This window comes from Roseiarcus sp. (assembly GCF_049514155.1).
In the GTDB taxonomy this organism is placed as follows: Bacteria; Pseudomonadota; Alphaproteobacteria; order Rhizobiales; family Beijerinckiaceae; genus Roseiarcus.
In genome coordinates this window covers 1-16,205 of record NZ_JBEKVH010000103.1, presented here as the reverse complement: position 1 = coordinate 16,205, position 16,205 = coordinate 1, and the positions used below count along the sequence as shown (strand labels likewise).

General features: G+C 66.9%; 13 protein-coding genes. 8 read left to right on the top strand and 5 right to left on the bottom strand.

Features of this window, described 5'->3' with window-relative positions; all coding sequences use genetic code 11:
- The first annotated feature begins 122 nt into the window (after positions 1–122).
- The 5 genes from betC to ABSF49_RS14525 all read left to right on the top strand — a co-directional run bounded on the left by betC (position 123) and on the right by ABSF49_RS14525 (position 6,325).
- Positions 123–1,643, top strand: a complete 1,521-nt coding sequence (betC, locus tag ABSF49_RS14545) for a choline-sulfatase (RefSeq protein WP_424113375.1) — start codon at positions 123–125, stop codon at positions 1,641–1,643.
- A gap of 879 nt (positions 1,644–2,522) precedes the next feature.
- A complete protein-coding gene (locus ABSF49_RS14540; protein ID WP_424113374.1) occupies positions 2,523–2,954 on the top strand; it encodes a hypothetical protein in 432 nt (143 codons plus the stop codon).
- Between the two features lie 76 nt (positions 2,955–3,030).
- Complete coding sequence (locus tag ABSF49_RS14535; RefSeq protein WP_424113373.1) at positions 3,031–3,741, top strand: glutathione S-transferase N-terminal domain-containing protein; 711 nt, start codon at positions 3,031–3,033, stop codon at positions 3,739–3,741.
- A 122-nt stretch (positions 3,742–3,863) separates the two neighbouring features.
- Positions 3,864–5,867: an acetyl-CoA carboxylase biotin carboxylase subunit gene (locus tag ABSF49_RS14530; RefSeq protein WP_424113372.1), complete on the top strand. Its 2,004-nt coding sequence runs from the start codon at positions 3,864–3,866 to the stop codon at positions 5,865–5,867.
- An 86-nt stretch (positions 5,868–5,953) separates the two neighbouring features.
- Positions 5,954–6,325, top strand: coding sequence for a copper-binding protein (locus ABSF49_RS14525; RefSeq protein WP_424113371.1), 372 nt, complete (start codon positions 5,954–5,956; stop codon positions 6,323–6,325).
- Positions 6,326–6,347: 22 nt separating this feature from the next.
- Here the strand turns inward: ABSF49_RS14525 and ABSF49_RS14520 are convergent, their stop codons facing one another.
- The 4 genes from ABSF49_RS14520 to ABSF49_RS14505 all read right to left on the bottom strand — a co-directional run bounded on the left by ABSF49_RS14520 (position 6,348) and on the right by ABSF49_RS14505 (position 10,219).
- Positions 6,348–7,754 carry a hypothetical protein gene (locus tag ABSF49_RS14520; RefSeq protein ID WP_424113370.1) on the bottom strand — a complete coding sequence of 469 codons (1,407 nt, stop codon included), beginning with the start codon at positions 7,752–7,754 and terminating at the stop codon, positions 6,348–6,350.
- Between the two features lie 94 nt (positions 7,755–7,848).
- Positions 7,849–8,262 carry a CHRD domain-containing protein gene (locus ABSF49_RS14515; RefSeq protein ID WP_424113369.1) on the bottom strand — a complete coding sequence of 138 codons (414 nt, stop codon included), beginning with the start codon at positions 8,260–8,262 and terminating at the stop codon, positions 7,849–7,851.
- A gap of 122 nt (positions 8,263–8,384) precedes the next feature.
- The gene (locus tag ABSF49_RS14510) at positions 8,385–9,797 is read right to left on the bottom strand and encodes a hypothetical protein (protein ID WP_424113368.1); all 1,413 of its coding nucleotides are present in this window, start codon (positions 9,795–9,797) and stop codon (positions 8,385–8,387) included.
- Between the two features lie 161 nt (positions 9,798–9,958).
- Positions 9,959–10,219 (bottom strand): high-potential iron-sulfur protein, encoded by a 261-nt coding sequence (locus tag ABSF49_RS14505; RefSeq protein WP_424113367.1) that lies wholly within the window; start codon positions 10,217–10,219, stop codon positions 9,959–9,961.
- Positions 10,220–10,634: 415 nt separating this feature from the next.
- Here ABSF49_RS14505 and ABSF49_RS14500 point away from each other — a divergent pair, with 415 nt between their 5' ends.
- The 3 genes from ABSF49_RS14500 (at position 10,635) to ABSF49_RS14490 (ending at position 14,575) form a co-directional block, all read left to right on the top strand.
- Positions 10,635–11,291, top strand: a complete 657-nt coding sequence (locus tag ABSF49_RS14500) for a DUF2659 family protein (RefSeq protein WP_424113366.1) — start codon at positions 10,635–10,637, stop codon at positions 11,289–11,291.
- Positions 11,292–11,313: 22 nt separating this feature from the next.
- Positions 11,314–12,720: a ribosome biogenesis GTPase Der gene (gene der / locus ABSF49_RS14495; RefSeq protein ID WP_424113365.1), complete on the top strand. Its 1,407-nt coding sequence runs from the start codon at positions 11,314–11,316 to the stop codon at positions 12,718–12,720.
- A gap of 166 nt (positions 12,721–12,886) precedes the next feature.
- Positions 12,887–14,575, top strand: coding sequence for an AMP-binding protein (locus ABSF49_RS14490; RefSeq protein WP_424113364.1), 1,689 nt, complete (start codon positions 12,887–12,889; stop codon positions 14,573–14,575).
- A 394-nt stretch (positions 14,576–14,969) separates the two neighbouring features.
- On the opposite strand, the gene ABSF49_RS14485 is transcribed toward ABSF49_RS14490, so the two are convergent.
- The gene (locus ABSF49_RS14485) at positions 14,970–16,016 is read right to left on the bottom strand and encodes a type IIL restriction-modification enzyme MmeI (protein WP_424113363.1); all 1,047 of its coding nucleotides are present in this window, start codon (positions 16,014–16,016) and stop codon (positions 14,970–14,972) included.
- Positions 16,017–16,205: the final 189 nt, after the last annotated feature.

Below are 16,205 nucleotides of genomic sequence, written 5' to 3'. Positions count from 1 at the left end.
CGCGCGCTTTCAGGCGCCTCGCACGGCAACGGATCGGGCGGCGCGGCGGGCCGAGAGATATTCTTTTGTGTCGATCGAAATAATAGAATAATCATTTGTCGTCGAACCGGGAGCCGATCACGATGCCGCAATCTCAGCCCAACTTGCTGATTCTCATTGTCGATCAGCTCACTGGCACGCTGTTCCCCGACGGGCCGGCGGCGTTTCTGCACGCCCCGAACCTGCGCGCGCTCGCCGAGCGGTCGGTTCGCTTCCGCAACGCCTACGCCCCAAGCCCGCTATGCTGGCCTTCGCGCGCTTCGCTGATGTCGGGGCAACTGCCGAACAAGACGGGGGTCTACGACAACGCCGCGCTCTTTCCTGCGGACGTCCCGACCTTCGCTCATTACCTTCGGCGCGCCGGCTATCAGACCTCGCTGTCCGGCAAGATGCACTTCGTCGGTCCAGACCAGCTCCATGGCTACGAGGAGCGCTTGACGACCGACATCTACCCCGCCGACTTCGGCTGGACGCCCGACTACGACAATCCGGGCGAGCGAATCGACTGGTGGTACCACAACATGGCCTCGGTCATCGGGGCCGGCGTCGCCGAGATCACCAACCAGCTCGAATTCGACGACGAGGTCACCTACCACGCGGCGCGCAAACTGCACGATCTGTCGCGTCGCCGCGACCCGCGCCCCTGGTCGCTCACGGTGAGCCTAACCCACCCGCACGACCCCTATGTCGCGCGACCGAAGTATTTCGACCTCTACGCCGAAAGCGAAGCGCTCGATCCGGCCGTTCCGCCGATCCCGTTCGAGCGGCAGGATCCCCACTCGCAGCGGTTGATGATCGCTTGCGGCCAGCTCGCGACGAACCCGACGCCCGAACAGGTTCGTCGCGCCCGGCGCGCCTATTTCGCCAACATCTCCTATGTCGACGACAAGATCGGCGAGGTGCTGGCCATTCTCGATCGGGGCGGCATGGCGGACACGACCGCAGTGATCTTCCTTTCCGATCACGGCGAAATGCTCGGCGAGCGCGGCCTCTGGTACAAGATGTCGTTCTTCGAAGGCTCGGCGCGCGTGCCGCTGATGATCGCCGCGCCCGGTTGGGCGCCGCGCAGCGTCGAGACGCCGGTCTCGACGCTCGACGTCCTGCCGACGCTTTGCGAACTGGCTGGCGCGCCGCTTGGCGCCGGAGCGGCGTGGCTCGACGGCGAGAGCCTTGTCCCGCTCGCCCACGGCGAAGGCAGTCGATCAGCAGTGGCGATGGAATACGCCGCCGAGGGCTCCGTCGCGCCGATGGTCGCGCTACGCGACGGAAGATGGAAAGCGATCTGGGCGCCGCCCGATCCGCCGCAACTCTACGATTTCGACAACGATCCTCACGAACTCGAAAATCTCGCGCTCCGCCCCGACCATGGCGAAGTCTGGGCTGACTTCGAGCGCCGCTTCGCCGCGCGCTGGGACCTCGCCGCCTACGACCGAGCGGTGCGAGCGAGCCAGTGCCGCCGCCATATCGTCTACGAGGCGCTGCGCCAAGGGACATACACGCCGTGGGACTTCCAGCCCTACGAGCCCGCCGCGCGCCGCTATATGCGCAATGACATGGATCTCAACGTCCTCGAGGCTGAGCGTCGCTATCCGCGCGGCGAATGACGGGCGCGCCGCAGGGCGCGCGGACGGATCGAACGGCTGCGACGTCGGCGCGGCTTGCGGGCATTACGGCGCCAAGCGCCTTTTTCCCTTTTTATCCCGCCTCCCTGCGGCTCGCCTTTGGCTTTCGCCCCCGCTTGGCCGAAGTCGCCGCGCGGCCGAGTTGGCGCCGGACAGCCTCCTGAAACGCAGGCAAAGCGAGCGGGCCGCCGATCGCGTCGTTGCGGCGCAAGGCCGTGAAGGCGGACTCGTCAGGGCCGGCCTCGATCAGGTCGACGAAGTGAGGCGCGCGCTCGAACAGCGGGCGAACCTCGACCAGCCCGTCGTCGCAGCGGAAGGCGATCGTCGAGTGAACAGCGCGCCGCGCCGCCTTTCGAAATTGTCTTTCTGAAAAGGCGAAACTCGGGTAGACTATGCCTTCTGCTTTCACGGCTCAGCGCGAGGCGCGACGAGTCACGGCTCAGCGCGAGGCGCGACGAGGCGCGTGGCGCGAATGTCGTGCGAAATGAAATGGGGCCCAAGCCTTTGGAAACGCTCGTAGCTGCGCAATCGCTGGTTTCGCCGCCCTTGACGATCAACGACTTACGGCGCGCCAAAGCGCAATCGCCGGCTTCGCCTGGCGTCGCTTCCATTTCGTTTCGTTTCGCTTCTGTTTCGTCTCGCTTCGCCTTGTTTCGCCAGGCGGCGGCGCGGCGGCCCGCGCGCCGCCTGTCTTGGTGGCCTGCGCGGCGTTTCATCCTCTCGAAACCATCAGCATTGGCGGCGCCTTAACCCTCAAACCAATCGCGTTAACGGATTCACGGCCTGGCAAAGTTTGCGGCCCATTTTCGACCTCACAAAAAGCCGCGGCAAAGGCGGTGGGGCGTCGAACAGAGTCGGGTCATGGCGTTTCAGGTCGACAGAAGCCGCACGATCATCACCGCGATGATCCACGGCCGCAGAATCACGGCGATGGACGTCGCCTGGCTTAGACGCGAGGTGTTCGCGTCGGGCGAGGTGTCGCGCGAAGCCGCCGACGAACTGTTCGCGGTCGAACGCGCCGGTCTCGCCAACGCGCCGGCCTGGACCGAATTCTTCGTCGAGAAGATCGTCGATCACGCCGTCTGGCAGTCCGGCGAGCCGGGCGTGCTGGGCGAAGCCGAAGCGAAATGGCTGAGCGCGCGGGTCGACGAATGCGAGTCGGCCAACGCGCTGGCCGCGCTCGCCGCCGCGCTCGGCGAAGCGCGCCGGGCGCCGGCGACGTTGGTCGCCGCGGCGCAGGCGCGCGCCTGGCCGGGCGTCGGCGCCGCGCTCAAACCCGCGCGGGCGAGCTGAAGGAGAGCCGCACGGCTGGAAAATCGGCCGCGGGCGCCTAGGTAGGGCGTCTTCGCTCGCCAAGGATCTCCGCCTGATGGCCGACCTTTCTTCGTTTCCGATCGCCGCCCGCTGGCCGGCCAAGCGTCCGGACGTTATTCAACTCTATTCGACCCCGACGCCCAACGGGGTGAAGGTCTCGATCGCGCTCGAGGAATTGGGGCTCGGCTACGAGCCGCACCGCATCGACATCGGCAAGAACGAGAGCTGGGAGCCGGCGTTCCTGTCGCTCAATCCCAACGGCAAGATCCCAGCGATCATCGATCCAGACGGGCCTGGCGGAAAGCCGCTCGGCCTGTTCGAATCCGGAGCGATCCTGATCTATCTCGCTGAGAAGACCGGCAAGCTCATACCTATCGACCCGGCCAGGCGCTACGAGGCGCTGGAGTGGGTGTTCTTCCAGATGGCGTCGATCGGGCCGATGTTCGGCCAGGTCGGATTCTTCCACAAATTCGCCGGTCGCGAGATCGAGGACAAGCGCCCGCTCGAGCGCTACTGCAAGGAGTCGCAGCGCCTGCTCGGCGTGCTGGAGACGCGCCTTACCGGCCGTCGCTGGATGATGGGCGACGAATTCACGATCGTCGACATCGCTATCCTCGGCTGGGTGCGCAATCTGATCGGGTTCTACGGCGCCGGCGATCTGGTCGGCTGGAGCGCATTCGAAGAGGTTCCGCGCTGGCTCGAGATGGCGCTGGCGCGGCCGGCGGTGCAACGCGGCCTGACCATTCCGACGACGGCTGCCGCCTGAAGGCCGACGATTAGCCGAATGGGCTAGGCGGGCGAGGCGCCGCTCAGGTTTACGCGCCGCCCGCGTTCTCCTAAGAACGGCGCGAGGGGGGAGGGCTCGGGGCTTTCCGAGCCGGGACGCCAATGTTCAACAAGATTCTCATCGCCAACCGCGGCGAAATCGCCTGCCGCGTCATCAAGACCGCGCGCAAGATGGGCGTGAAGACGGTCGCGGTCTATTCGGAGGCCGACAAGGACGCGCTGCACGTCGAGATGGCCGACGAGGCGATCGCCATCGGCCCGCCGCCGGCCGCGCAGTCCTACCTGCTGATCGACAAGATCGTCGCCGCCTGCAAGGAAACCGGCGCCGAGGCGGTGCATCCGGGCTACGGCTTCCTCTCCGAACGCGCCGCCTTCGCGCACGCGCTCGCCGCTGAGGGCATCGTCTTCATCGGCCCGAATCCGCGCGCCATCGAGGCGATGGGCGACAAGATCGAATCGAAGAAGTTCGCCAACGCCGCCAAGGTCTCGACCGTGCCGGGCCATATCGGCGTCATCGACAGTCCCGAGCGCGCCGCCGAGATCGCCGACGAGATCGGCTATCCGGTGATGATCAAGGCCTCGGCGGGCGGCGGCGGCAAAGGCATGCGCATCGCCCATTCGCGCAAGGAGGTCGCCGAGGGTTTCGCGCGCGCCAAATCCGAAGCCTTGTCGTCGTTCGGCGACGATCGCGTCTTCGTCGAGAAGTTCATCGTCAATCCCCGCCACATCGAAATCCAGGTGCTCGGCGACAAGCACGGCCATGTCGTCTATCTCGGCGAACGCGAATGCTCGATCCAGCGCCGCAACCAGAAGGTGATCGAGGAGGCGCCGTCGCCGCTGCTCGACAATGAGACCCGGCGCAAGATGGGCGAGCAGGCGGTCGCGCTCGCCAAAGCGGTGGACTACGACTCGGCCGGCACGGTCGAATTCGTCGCCGGACAGGACCGCAGCTTCTACTTTCTCGAGATGAACACGCGGCTCCAGGTCGAGCATCCGGTGACGGAGCTCGTCACCGGCGTCGACCTGGTCGAGGAGATGATCCGCAGCGCCTATGGCGAGCCTCTGCGCCTGACCCAGGCCGATGTGAAGCTCGAGGGCTGGGCGATCGAGAGCCGCGTCTACGCCGAGGACCCGACGCGCGGCTTCCTGCCCTCGACCGGGCGGTTGGTGAAATATCGCCCGCCGGCGGAAGGAACCGTCGAGGGCGTCACGGTGCGAAACGACACCGGCGTCTACGAGGGCGGCGAAATCTCGATCCATTACGATCCGATGATCGCCAAGCTGGTCACCCACGCGGGCGACCGCCTGAGCGCGATCGAGGCGCAAGCCAATGCGCTCGACGCCTTCGTCATCGACGGCATCCGCCACAACATTCCGTTCCTCTCCGCGCTGATGCAGCACGAGCGCTGGCGCGCGGGACGTCTGTCGACCGGTTTCATCGCCGAGGAATTTCCCGACGGCTTCTCGCCGCTGGTCGCGGCGGGCGAGACGCAGGCCGTCATCGCCGCCGTCGCCGTGCACGTCGATCACGTCCACAACGTGCGTAAGCGCGAGCTTTCCGGACAGTTTCGCGCCGGCTGGAACCGGTCCCTCGATCTGAAGCGCGCCGTCCTGCTCGGCGCGACGCGCGTGGACGTCGAAGTCGAGCCGCGCGAGGGCGGCGTCGACGTCGTGTTCGCCGATGGGCGCAGGCTGCGCGTCGACTCGCCGTGGACGCCGGGCGAGCCGGTGTGGCGCGGCGACATCGACGAGAAGTCGACCGCGGTGCAGGTGCGCGCGATCCTCAACGGCTTCGCGCTCGCCCATCGCGGCGTCGCGGTCGCGGCGCGCGTCTATACCCATCGCGAGGCCGCGCTCGCCGCGCTGATGATCGAGCGCGAGGGCGCGGATCTATCCCGCGCGCTGCACTGCCCGATGCCAGGTCTGGTCAAGTCGATCGCGGTCAAGGAAGGTCAGCAGGTGCGCGCCGGCGACCCGCTCTGCGTCGTCGAGGCGATGAAGATGGAGAACCAGCTTTCGGCCGAGCGCGCCGCGACGGTGAAGAAGATCGTCGCCAAGGTCGGCGACTCGCTGGCGGTCGACGCCGTAATCATGGAATTCGACTGACGACCGGTCAGCGGCGCGCGACCGCTGTCGCCGCGGACCGAGGAAGCGTGCTATAAACCGCAACGGCCGCTCCGAGGGAGAAAGCCATGTCGGCGCCGCTGGCGCGCGCTGCGAAGGTTTCGGTCGTCGTTGCCGCCGCGGCGTGGGGCGCGATCGCCGACGAGCGCGGCGCCGGTTCGGCGCAGATTGTCGACGGGTCTTCGGCGCAGGCGCAGGAAACCGCCGCGACTGGCGTCTTTCACGGTGTCGGCGTGGTCACCGCGGTCGACTACGCCAAAGGGTGGCTGACCCTCGATCACGAGGCGATCAAGGGCTTCATGTGCGCGATGGAGATGATGTATCGCGTCGAGCCGCTGCGCCTCAGCGCAGACGTTCACGTCGGCGACCGCGTTGCTTTCGACATCGACGCCGGCCGCTACGCGATCGTCGGCGTCAGGGTCCTCGACAAGGCGAAGTGACAGCGCCTCGCGCGGGGCGACGTCAATCGCCGCCGGGCAGAATCGCGACGAAGTCGCGGCCAAGCGCGTTGGAGACGGCGTTGTGGCAAGACATGCAGCTCGCCGGCGCATCCTGCGCGTAAGTCTCCATCGTGACGTTGGCGAGATTCTCGTCCGGTTCGTCTTTCTTTTCGTCGACCTGATAGGGCTCGCCGGGCGTGTTCGGATCGATGCGCGGGCCGGGAAAGTACCGCCCATCGTTATCGGGCGTGGGCGGTTGCGTCACCGTCGGCCATTGCGTCGCCACCAGCATGTAGTTGGCCCAGACCGTGCCGCGGATCTCCGGCAGCGACCAGTAGGCGCGGTTCACCGCCATGGTCTCGGGATTGATCGGCCGCCTGCGCACGACCTGCGTCGGCTCGGGATCAGTCTTCGGTGGGTTGGTCGGTCCGACCGGTTGGGCCGAAGGCGAGTCCAGTGGCGGCTCGATGTCGGTTTGCTCCTTGGCCGGGTCGTTGAACGAATAGGGCGCGTTGGCGTCCTTCGCATCCGGTTCGCGCGCGTCGCCGCGGCCGATCGGCGGCACGTTGTCGACCTGCTCGAACGTGCTCCACAGCCGCTGCGGCCGGTACTTCGTTTTGACCGTGATGTGCAGTCCGACCAAGGCGATGTCGTGCGCGGCGCAGACGGGCTTGCCGGCGGCGAGGCTCTTGGCGACGTCGACCACTTGCGCGCTCGTGACGACGTAGTAGCGGCTGCGGACGGCGGGGGTGTCGGTCTGGTCGAGAATGCGCCAGGCCGCTTTCACCGCGATCGATCCGACCTCGAAATGGGCCGGTGATGCGAGCGACGGCGCGCGGTCGGGCTCGAACCAGTGGTGACCGACGATCGAGTCGAACTCAGCCTCGTTGATCCTGACCTCGTAGCGTACATAGGCGCCATTCTGCGCCACCAGCGGGCCGAGAAATCTGCCCGGCGTGAAGCTCGCCTGATTGAAATCGGCGAAGGAAACGAACGAGGCGAGAGTCTTGGCGCGGTTGTCAGCGTCGGCGCCGCAGGGGTTCACGCCGTCATAGCTCGCCCATTCTGCCGGCGCGAGCGGCTGGCCGTCGGGCCCGCGCTGAAAGACTTCGTAACGCGCCTTGAAGGTCTCCCACACGCGGGGGCCAGGGTCGGCCAGCGTCTTCGTGCGGTCGGGCTCGCCGCGATGGGCCAGGTCCGTCTTTGCCGGCCAGGCCAGCGCGATGAAAGCGCGCCAGGCGAAATTGTCGAAAGCGGGGTAGGGGTCCTGTTTGGTCGACGGGACGTCGTCGATGAGGTCGGGCGAGACTTTGGGCTGCACGTCCTCAGCGAATGCGGACCCCGGCGCAAAGAGCGCGGCGGCGAGGCCGACGGCGACAAGCGCCCGACCGCCGACGCGTCCGCTTCGCGCCGCGCCGTCGCGAGGCATCGCGCTTCTCCCTTGTTTTTCGCTCGTCCGGTCGAGGCCTTTCAGCGCCTGTCGTTCGGCGCCGCGAGTACGAGCGCCACGCTGACGTCTCGCGTTATTTCCGAACGACGGGTCCGCGAATTTCCCCAGCGGGGAACTTCGTCGAGTGAAGATTGAAGTACCAGCGGCCGATTTTCAGGTCCTGCGCCTGGGTGGCGTCGATGACGGCCTTGCCGCTGAACGGACTCGCCAGGTTGCCGGGTGTTCCGACCTGGATCGGCGCGTTTTCTTCCGATGTCGCGCCGACATAGGAAACCGGCCCGTGGAAATGCGCGCCGATCGGCGCCGCGGAGAGGCGTGAGTAGACGCACGTCCACGTCAGCATGTTGGTGCTGGTGTCCAAGGTCGCATCAACATGGCCTGTCGCCGGGCTGTCATTGGAGGGCACTTCGCGGCCGCCGGTGAGATCGGCCTGGAAATTGAGGACGTCGGCGCGCGCCGCCGTTGCGCCGACGATCAGCGCCGCCAAGGCGAGCGCTGCGAGGCGTGGATATTCGACTCTTCGCACAACGCGATCGCTGCGCGGCAGGCCATGGATGTCGGCTTCGCTCCGCATGCGCGATTCCTCCCTTCGTCGTCGCCGCGCCGGCCTCAGAACATCAGCCAAGCATAAAGCAACAACGTGTCGTTGCCCGACGCGTTGTGCATCGCGCCGAGGTTGCTGCCGTCGAAATTGGTCGTGCCGCCGTAGAGGTGCAGATAGTGCGTGTACTGCACGCCGAGACGGGCGTTCCAGGTCGAGTACAGGCCTGGGCTGCCGTGGCTGAACGGCAAGTAGGCGACGTCGGCGATGAGGCCGTCGCCGTTGGGGCTGCTGCTGGCGCTGAGGCTGGAGCCGCAGGGTCCGTAAATCAGGCAGTCGTTTGTGCCCGATACGTTGAAATAGCCGGCGCCAAGACTGTAGGTGTGGTCCCACACGAATGACGCGTTGGCCTTGAAGCTGTTGAGTCGGTCGTTGGTGTTCGATGCAAAGCCGTTTGCGACGCTGGCGCTCAGCCTCTGGTATTCGAGAATGTCAGTCAGCTTGACGGTCACGCTGTATTTGTCGCCGTCGTACTGGTACTGCGAGTCGAAGCCGACGTCGGTGTAGGTGTCGACGCCAAAGCCGAACGCGCTCTGCGGCACGATCTGCCCGTACATGCCGAACGTGCCGACCTCGAGGTAGTGGTCGCCCCAGTGCGGCTCGATCGCCAGCCGCCAGTACGGCTGCACGCCCTGGGAGACGTCAGGCGTTGTGCCGGGCTCGTCGCCCAGCGCCTCGCTGACTGTCTTGGAGACGCCGCTATAGGCGGTCAGCTCGGCGTAAAGCACGTCGTTCCAGAAAATGTAGGCGCCGGCGCCGAAGATCGCCGGTAGACCCCAGCCGCCTTCGATGCGCGTGCCGGGCGGGGTGAACGCCGGAGCGACCGCCGACGTCGCCTGCGGCCAGCCGAATGCCGGCGTCGTGTTCCACACATCTTGCACGGTCGGGGAATTGTTGACGGTCACGCCCCAGTAGGCGTCCTTGTCGAACAACTTGAAACTGTCGACGTAGCGCACGTCGGAACTGTCGAGGTTCACGGCGCCGCCGACCGGATCGCCGGTCACCTGGATGAAGGCGCCGAGATTGCCGTAAACTTGGCCGCCGTAGAAGACAGTCGCCTGCTGGGTGACGAAATTGTCGTTGGCGTGCAGCCCTGGCGGCGGAGGCACGGCCTGAAGACTAGGAGACGAAGGAGAATCGTAAGGCGCCGCGGTGTGGCTGAAGGTCGGCAGCAGCATCGCCGCGATCGGCGGGAACTTGGAATCGCCGCCTTGCAGCGTATAGCCGGCGAGTTTGAAACGGCGGCCGAACGGCGTCAGCTCGGGAAAGGCGGTGTGGCAGGCGGCGCAGGGCTGGCCGGTCTGGCGGGCGAAGCTCGGCACTGCATTGGCCGGGTCGGTCGCGAACAGCCACGATAGTGCGAAAGCAACGAGCAGCGCCGAGGCGGCGAAGACGCCGCTTCGAACCTGCCGTGCGTCCAAACGGGCCGCCCGCTTCTTCATTCGCATGCGCTCTCCCCTCTACGAGCGCGCGCGCCCTCGCCAAGTTCAGCCCTGGCGGGGGCGCGCTTCGCGATTCGAACCTTATGGTTCCACTTTGGCAGCGCCAAGGGAAGCCAGATTGAAAAATTGGGTACTTCCGCTCAGGCCTTCTTGACCCACAGCTTGCACCAGCCGGTCGGCGCGATCGTGCCCGCCACGGACTTGCACGAGGACGGCGCAACGAAAAAGTTGCATTGGTCGCACTGCTTGCCGTCCTTCGGCGTCGTTTGATAGGCGACGGCCGTCTGCGGCAGGCCGGCCGCGCTTGCCGAGCCTGCGCCGAGCGCAAGCAGCGGGGCCGCGCCAGCGGCGGCGAAGAGCACAGTGCGGCGGTTGACGCATTTCGATGTGGTATCGACCATTATTGGGCTTCCTCTCAATCGCGACCTGTAAGGAACGCGCGCGAACTCTAACATAGACAGTTCCGCGCGGGCGAGTTGGTTCGGGCGAACCGATATACGCCTGATTGCAAACTCCTGCACGATCCAGCGCCAAAATCGAGGCGCATTGATCGGCGCGAGACGGCTGCTTGCGCAATTGCATATTCGAAATTGCGGGCCTGGTCCTGCGGCCGACCTTGGGCATTAGGCCAACCGAACCTTGTGGGGCGGCGCCCAGCCGGGTCCGCTGGCCGGCGCCGCCGGCGCTTTGGAGCGTCGGCTGCGGCAGGCGACTCTCCTGGCCGGATCGCTCGCTTTCGCCCGCCCAACGTGCTAACGGCCTCGCTTCGCGGCGGCGGCGCGCCAGAAGCGGTCGCCACAGGCGACAGGTAAGACGATGAGCGACATCTTTCAGGAAGTTGATGAGGAAGTCCGCCGCGACAAGGCGCTCGAGTTCTGGAAGAAGCACCAGAACCTCATCATCGCCGGCGCGGCGCTGATTGTGCTCGCCACCGGCGGCTACCGTTTTTACGAGAATCGAAAGCTCGCCGAGCAGCAGGCGGCCGGCGCCGCCTTCCAGCAGGCCTTGGCGCTCGATCGCGACGGAAAGGAGGCCGATGCTCAGGCGGCGCTCGCCGCGCTCGCCGCCAATGCGCCGCACGGCTATCAGACGCTCGCGCGCCTCGCCGGCGCCGCCGTGCAAAGCAAGACCGATTCCAAGGGCGCGCTCGCCGTTTACGACACGCTCGCCGCCGACCGCTCGATCGGCCCGCTGTTCCAGGACGCGGCCAAGCTGCGCGGCGCGCTGTTGCGCTTGGATGAGGGCGACGTGGCTGCGGCCAAACCCGCCTTCGAAGCGCTCGCCGCGCCGACCGGCGCCTATCGTTTCACCGCGCGGCTCGCGCTCGGCGTGATCGCGCTCGACGCTGGCGACTATTCGGAAGCGGGCCGCGAGCTCGATCTCGTCGTCGCCGATCCGGAAGCGCCGGCGGCGGAGAAGCGCAGCGCCGAAAGCCTGTTCGGACTCGTCGCCGCCAACCGTCCGGCCAAGTGAGCGCGCGGCGGCGCCAGCGACCATGAGCGCCAAAGTCGCCGTCATCGGCCGGCCCAACGTCGGCAAGTCGACGCTGTTCAATCGGCTCGTCGGCCGCAAGCTGGCGCTGGTCGACGACCAGCCTGGCGTCACCCGCGACCGCCGCGAAGGCGAAGCGCGGCTCGGCGACCTCGTCTTCACCATCGTCGACACCGCCGGCCTGGAGACCGGCGACGGCGAGACGCTGGCGGGGCGCATGCGCGCCCAGACCGAGGCGGCGCTCGCCGATTGCGACGCCGTGCTCTTCCTCATCGACGCGCGCGCCGGCGTGACCGAAGGCGATCGTCACTTCGCCCAAGGCGTGCGCCGCTCGGGCAAGCCGGTGATCCTGGTCGCCAACAAGGCGGAAGGGTCGGCCGGGCGCGACGGCGCTTATGAAGCCTTCAGCCTCGGCCTCGGCGACCCGATCGCGATTTCCGCCGAACACGGCGAGGGCCTCAGCGATCTCTACGACGCGCTCGCCGCCGTCCTGCCGCAGAGCGCTCACAGCGACGGGTCGGCGGAAGACGCGGCGGCGCCGCTCGTCCTTGGCGAAGAGGAGGACGGCAGCGAGGACGATCCGGAAAGGCCGTTGCAGATCGCCGTCGTCGGCCGGCCGAACGCCGGCAAGTCGACGCTGCTCAACCGCATCCTTGGCGAAGAGCGGCTGTTGACCGGGCCGGAGCCCGGCCTGACGCGCGACAGCATCGGCCTCGAGACGGACTGGCGCGGTCGCCGCATCAAGCTGTTCGACACCGCGGGATTGCGCCGGCGCGCGCGCGTGGTCGAGAAGCTGGAGAAGCTCGCCACCGCCGACGGGCTGCGCGCCGTGCGTTTCGCCGAAGTCGTCGTGCTGCTGCTCGATGCGACGATCCCGTTCGAGAAGCAGGATCTGACGATCGCCGATCTGGTCGAACGCGAGGGCCGCGCGCTGGTCATCGGCCTCAACAAATGGGATCTCGTCGACGACAAGAGCGGCAAGGCGCAGGAGCTGCGCGCCGAGTCCGACCGCCTGCTGCCGCAGCTCAAGGGGACGCGCGTGATCCCGGTTTCCGGCCTCACGGGCGCCCATGTCGACAAGTTGCTCGAGGCGGTGATCGCCACTCACGAAGTCTGGAACAAGCGCATCGCCACCGGACGGCTCAACCGTTGGCTGGCGCCGGTCGTCGAGGCGACGCCGCCGCCGGCGGTCTCCGGCCGCAGGGTCAAGATCCGCTACATGACCCAACCGAAGGCGCGGCCGCCGTTCTTCATTCTGTTCGGCAACCAGGTCGAGAACATTCCCGAGAGCTACAAGCGCTATCTCGTCAACGGCCTGCGCGAGACGTTCGGTCTCTTCGGCGTTCCGATCCGGCTTTCCATGCGCTCGGGCGGCGAGAACCCTTACGCGCCGAAGAAAAGGCGAGGGTAGCGGTCGACGCAGTCGCGCCGAGCAAATGCGGGAGAGGGCGTCATCGAATTGACGAAAGCTCTTTCGATGGGCAGGCCGCTGTGGCAGATAACCGCGGCGCGCCGGGAATCCGACCTGCCGGGCCTTTCCTGCCTGGTCCTGCCGCGCCGGGACGCGTGACCTGACAATGCCGAGCGAAGAATTCAAAGACGCCCGCGACTTCCTTCTCGCGCTGCGGACCGACTATTCGACCGCCAAAGCGAAATTCGCTTGGCCGAAATTCGATTGCTTCAATTGGGCGCTCGACTGGTTCGACGACGAACTCGCCGCAGGCCCCAACGGCAAGCGGCCGGCGCTGGTGCTGCTCAGCGAACGGACCGAGACCTATTCCTTCGCCGAACTGTCGGAGGCTTCCTCGCGGGTCGCCAACGCCCTGCGCGCGCTCGGCGCCGAGCGCGGCGACCGACTGCTGCTGATGCTCGGCAATGTCGCGCCGCTGTGGATCGCGCTGCTGGCGGCGATGAAGCTCGGCCTGGTGGTCATCCCGGCGCCGCCGCAGCTCGCCGACGCCGACGTCGCCGAACGCCTGTCGCGCGGCCGCGTGCGCCTCGTCGTCGCCGAGACGGCGGCGACGGAGAAATTCGAGGGGCGCGGCGACGGCCTGTTGGCGCGCGTCGCGGTCGGCGGCGCGCCGGCGGGCTGGAGCGACTGGGCCGAGCTCATGCGGGCGAGCCCGCATTTCGAGGCCGACGCGCCGACGCTGCCGAGCGACCCGCTGCTGCTGTATTTCACCTCCGGCGCCACGGCGCAGCCGAAGCTGGTGCTGCACACCCATGCGAGCTATCCGGTCGGCCATCTGACGACGATGTACGGGCTCGGCCTGCAGCCCGACGACATGCATCTCAACATCTCTTCGCCCGGCTGGGCCATGCACGCGTGGTCGAACGTCTTTGCGCCATGGAACGCCGGCGCGACCGCGGTCGCGCTGGCGCGGCGCTTCGAGCCGCGCGCCGTCCTCGACGATCTCGCCGCCCATCCGATCACCTCGTTCTGCGCCCCGCCGACCGTCTGGCGCCAGTTCATCCAGCTCGATCTCGGCCAGTGGAACGTGGCGTTGCGCGAGATCTGCTCTTCGGGCGAGCCGCTCAATCCGGACGTGATCGAGAAGGTGCGGCGCGCCTGGGGCCTGACGCTGCGCGACGGCTACGGCCAGACCGAGACGACGATGATGGTCGGCAATCCGCCGGGGCAGAAGCTGGTGGTCGGCGCGATGGGGCGGCCGCTGCCGGGCTATCGCGTCGTGCTGCTCGACGTCGAGGGACTTGAATCCGACTACGGCGAGATCTCTTTGCCGCTCTCGGCCCAACCGCTCGGACTGACGCCCGGCTATCTCGACGACGACGGCGCGCTGGAGGCGATCGAGGGCGAACATTATCGCACCGGCGACATCGCCTCGCGCGACGGCGAAGGCTTCCTCACCTATGTCGGCCGCGTCGACGACCTGTTCAAGTCGAGCGACTATCGCCTGAGTCCGTTCGAGCTCGAAAGCGCGCTGCTCGAGCATCCGCTGGTCGCCGAGGCGGCGGTGACGCCGGCGCGCGATCCGATCCGCATGACGGTGCCCAAGGCCTATGTGACGCTGGCCAAATCCGAGGACGGCGACCGCGCCGTCGCGCTGTCGGTGTTCACGTTCCTGCGCGATCGGCTCGCGCCGTACAAGCGCATCCGACGGATCGAGTTCGTCGTCGAGCTGCCCAAGACCATGTCGGGCAAGATCCGCCGCGTCGCGCTTCGCCAGCGCGAAGCCGAACTCGCCGAAGTCGGCGCGCGCGCCGAGCGCGAATTCAGGATCGAGGATTTTCCGGAATTGGCCTGAGGGCGCCCTCGCGCTCGCTCAGCGCCGCGCGCGCCGTCAAGCGCCGTCGTCAAGTCGCGTCAAATTTCGTCAAGGTTTGTCAAGCAACGTCAAGCAAAACGCTTGACGCTGCAGGAGATAACAACGTAAGATCAATATCTTACGCGCCGTCAAGGCCGGCGCCGGGCCAGCCGGCGCGTCGTCTCCGGCCGGACCGACGGGACCGCGCGCGTTGGAGGAAAGGGAAGGGGAAACGGTCTCGTTCATCGGCGGGCGGGTCCGAAAAGGGAAAGTTGAACCGAAGACAAACATATCACATATTCTGAGATTCCGAAAGACCCGAGCGCCGCCGATCGATCGACGGCCGGCGAGGACGGGCTTGGCTTCGAGGCCCGGTCATGGGTCGAGCGACGCCTCAGCCCGCTTCGCCTTCGGCCTTTGCTTGCGCCGCCGCGCGTTCGAGGTTGAGCGCCAGCAGGCGTTGCAGGGCGTCGTCGGTCGCGACGTCCTCCGGCCAGCCGTAGGCGCTCGCCACCGCGCGGTCGAGGGCCTCGTGCGCATCGGCGAGCCAGCGCGGGCGCTGGTTGTAGAGATTGGTCAGCGTGCGCGCTTTGAGCTTGACCGCCGCCTCGACATTCTTCGGCAGAATGCGGTCGGGATAGCGGCCCGGCGCCTCGCCTGCTGCTGCGGTCGGCGTCACTTCGGGCACGATCTCGATGAGATCGGGCGGGTTGAGCCACGCGCGCCGCAGATCGTCGAGCGTCTTCGCGGCGGCGGCGATTCTTTGCGCGCGCGGGTCGGCGGCGGTATCGGCGGCGGGAATGTTCGGCGTCAGGCCGGCGGGGAAGGGGAAGGTCTCGAAGGTGGTGGTCGGGGTATAGCGCGGATCGTTGCCGACGCCGAGCCATGTGCCGAGCCGCAGCGACCACGCTTCGTGGAAGCGCGAATGCAGAATGCCGAAGGTCGTGTCGTCGTCGCGGGCAATGGCGATGAGTTGGTGATCCGGACAGACGCCGGTTTCGACCCACGCAAAGACACGATGTTTCGCGACTGTTGGCGTCACGAGATAACGCGTCTTTGATTCGGTGCGCAGCGCAGTCCACATCGCCGGGCGTGGTTTAACATGCCGCCACCAATTGTCGCGATAAGTCGCCCGACGATTGCCCTCTCGCTCCGGCTTCACCTTTTCGACGGCATGTGAAAACGGCGCCTCGTATAGCGTCGCTTCGCGCTCGCTCATGATCCAGCCGAAGTCGACGATCCACATGTCGCGTCCGCGCCGCGTCAGGTCGAGACCATTGATCCAAGGGGCGAGCACGTCGCTATTGGGCCGGCCGTTGGCGTTGAGCGGTTCGGTGAGCCAAGCGCGCGCCAAGCTTCCCTCAATGTCGAAGGCTCCGCCTTTGGTGTCGCCCATGAAGGCGACGTTTGCGTTCTCAGCGAGCCGGTGCGCGGTCGGCAAGTCTGATATTTCCGCCGTCAGGTCGGCGTGGATGCGTGCGACGGACTGTCCGTCGAGACGGCGGACTGGGACTGTCAGGAATCTTGTGTGCGGGGCCATAGTGACGCCGGTGGAGGGCGCATATGGCGATCAAGAAGGACACCCTGGATCAGCTTCTGGCGGGGCGCGACCCGAAAGAGGTTTTCAACA

Bases quoted from the DNA above. Each gene is read 5' to 3' on its own strand.
- betC (WP_424113375.1), top strand. From the start codon at position 123: ATGCCGCAATCTCAGCCCAACTTGCTGATTCTCATTGTCGATCAGCTC.
- ABSF49_RS14540 (WP_424113374.1), top strand. From the start codon at position 2,523: ATGGCGTTTCAGGTCGACAGAAGCCGCACGATCATCACCGCGATGATC.
- ABSF49_RS14535 (WP_424113373.1), top strand. From the start codon at position 3,031: ATGGCCGACCTTTCTTCGTTTCCGATCGCCGCCCGCTGGCCGGCCAAG.
- ABSF49_RS14530 (WP_424113372.1), top strand. From the start codon at position 3,864: ATGTTCAACAAGATTCTCATCGCCAACCGCGGCGAAATCGCCTGCCGC.
- ABSF49_RS14525 (WP_424113371.1), top strand. From the start codon at position 5,954: ATGTCGGCGCCGCTGGCGCGCGCTGCGAAGGTTTCGGTCGTCGTTGCC.
- ABSF49_RS14520 (WP_424113370.1), bottom strand. From the start codon at position 7,754: ATGCCTCGCGACGGCGCGGCGCGAAGCGGACGCGTCGGCGGTCGGGCG.
- ABSF49_RS14505 (WP_424113367.1), bottom strand. From the start codon at position 10,219: ATGGTCGATACCACATCGAAATGCGTCAACCGCCGCACTGTGCTCTTC.
- ABSF49_RS14500 (WP_424113366.1), top strand. From the start codon at position 10,635: ATGAGCGACATCTTTCAGGAAGTTGATGAGGAAGTCCGCCGCGACAAG.
- der (WP_424113365.1), top strand. From the start codon at position 11,314: ATGAGCGCCAAAGTCGCCGTCATCGGCCGGCCCAACGTCGGCAAGTCG.
- ABSF49_RS14490 (WP_424113364.1), top strand. From the start codon at position 12,887: ATGCCGAGCGAAGAATTCAAAGACGCCCGCGACTTCCTTCTCGCGCTG.